General features: G+C 67.0%; 1 protein-coding gene. It reads left to right on the forward strand.

What is annotated here, in order from left to right:
- Positions 1 to 274: phage holin family protein (locus Q1B08_RS21860; RefSeq protein ID WP_299823616.1), on the forward strand; the 274-nt coding region annotated here is incomplete at its 5' end.
- Positions 275 to 279 lie beyond the last annotated feature (5 nt).

The following is a 279-nucleotide window of genomic DNA, read 5'->3' on the forward strand; positions in this document are numbered from 1 at the left end:
GGCTCGGGAGGTCGTCGCGCTCGACGGGCTCGACGAGGGGCAGGCCCAGGTGGTCACTGCGATCAATCAGAATGTCGAAGCCGCCCTCGACGCGGCACGGACGCTTCCGACCTACGAGGGGCTGGCAGCCCTGCTCGTCGGCGTGGTGTTTGCCGTGATCGGCGCGCTTCTGCTGCGCAACGGACTGAGCAAGCTCGATCCCGGAAACCTGGTTCCGGACCGGACCATTCGGCAGGTCAAGAAGGACGGAGAGATGGCGCGCGACCAGATCTGAGCCGC

This window comes from uncultured Jannaschia sp. (genome assembly GCF_947494025.1).
Classification (GTDB): Bacteria; Pseudomonadota; Alphaproteobacteria; order Rhodobacterales; family Rhodobacteraceae; genus Jannaschia.